The sequence below is a fragment of the Alcanivorax sp. HI0044 genome (assembly GCF_001634945.1).
In genome coordinates, this window is sequence record NZ_LWEZ01001507.1 from 1 (window position 1) to 1,561 (window position 1,561).

The window sequence follows — 1,561 nt, forward strand, 5'->3', positions numbered from 1 at the left end:
AATATAGCCAGCCACAAGGCATTCATTGCCAGTATCAAGCGTGCCTTTGCCCATGTACTAGACAAGCCCATGGCCGAAATTACCGAACTGGATATGGCGAAATGGCGGCGAAACCGCACCAGCGTCAAACTGGAAACCCAGCGCCGGGAGCTGACTTACCTGAAAGCCCTGCTGAATCATGCCGTGGCGACAAAGGTCATCCCTTCGCACCAGTTAACCCAATATCGAGTTAAGGCGACACTGGCAGACAAGCCCAGCGAGGCCAAGGTTCGCTATCTGTCTGATGATGAAGAATTGCGGTTGCGTGAAGCACTAGGTGCCCGTGAGCGCGAAGCAAGAGCCGCAAGAATGCGAAAGCGAACATGGGAGGCGGCGAGAGGTTACGAGCTTTCCCCTGTAATTGCGGCTGAGGATTATGCCGACCACCTGAAACCGATGATTCTGCTGGCGCTGAATACCGGGCTTCGCCGTGGCGATCTGTTTAGCCTAACTTGGGATCATGTGGATCTGGAAAAGCGGCAGATTCGGAAAATCATCGGCAAGACGTCTCATTCCCGGCGTAAGGCAGGCAAGCAAATCGAGCCAGCCGTGTTACCGCTTTCCCGTGAAGCCTGTGCGGTGCTGGAGCAATGCAGGCGACAATGGGGCGATTACACGACGGTATTTCATTCCCCAATCACTGGCGGCCCACTGACGGACGTTAAAAAGGGCTTTGCGGCGATTCTGGAAGATGCCGGGATTGAAAACTTCCGTTTCCACGACCTGCGCCACACATTCGCCAGCCGTTTGGTTATGGCTGGTGTGGACATTAACACTGTGCGCGAATTGATGACCCATGCCGACATTAAAATGACGCTGGTTTATGCGCACTTGTCACCAGACCACAAAGCGAAAGCCCTGGATATGGCTTTTGGGGGTGAGGGATGAAATTTAAAACCGCAGCCGAGGCTTGGGCATATTCACACCAGAACAATGAGGATCTGCTAGATCTACGCTGTAGTGGCCGCCAGTTCGAGGCCATGCAGATTGTTGAGGAACACCGGGAGAAGCACGAAAGCGGCGACAAAACCGCCTTGCCTTATGCCTTGGCGGCCTGCGCCCGTCACGGGCTGGTGATGCCTGACTGGCTAGCTGATGCGGTATACAACGGCATTGTGCGTTGGCACGACTTTGAGGCTAGGACGCTGGATGATGCGCTGGAGGTAGGACGCAAGAATAAGCGGGCATCTGACGAGATGAGATACCGGCGTCACGGGAAGGCGGTGTTTGATCGTGTTCTCAAGCGCCGCATCAAGGGGCAGGGCGTTGATTCTGGTATGTTTGATGACATCGCGAAGGAAATGGACTTTCCCGGTAATGGTGCCGGATTCTCTGGAGGAACAGCGAAGAACTGGTATTACCGATTCATTAAAGAAAACAAAATTTCCGTTGATGACCTTGAAGGTCATATACAAGCGCAAAAACAGATTCGCGGGGGATCAGATCAAGGTAATTAACAGGTTGAATCCCGCGTGGCTACTGGCTTCTAAGTTGTCCACAGATTGCTTGCCAATATTCTCTA

2 protein-coding genes are annotated in these 1,561 nt (G+C 53.2%); both read left to right on the forward strand.

Going from position 1 to position 1,561, the window contains the following annotated elements; genetic code table 11:
* Positions 1-927: site-specific integrase (locus tag A3730_RS22740; protein WP_063539018.1), on the forward strand; the 927-nt coding region annotated here is incomplete at its 5' end.
* Complete coding sequence (locus tag A3730_RS22745) at positions 924-1,496, forward strand: hypothetical protein (RefSeq protein WP_063520390.1); 573 nt, start codon at positions 924-926, stop codon at positions 1,494-1,496. The genes A3730_RS22740 and A3730_RS22745, both read left to right, overlap by 4 nt.
* Positions 1,497-1,561 lie beyond the last annotated feature (65 nt).

Coding starts and splice junctions, on each gene's coding strand:
- A3730_RS22745 (WP_063520390.1), top strand. CDS start 924: ATGAAATTTAAAACCGCAGCCGAGGCTTGGGCATATTCACACCAGAAC.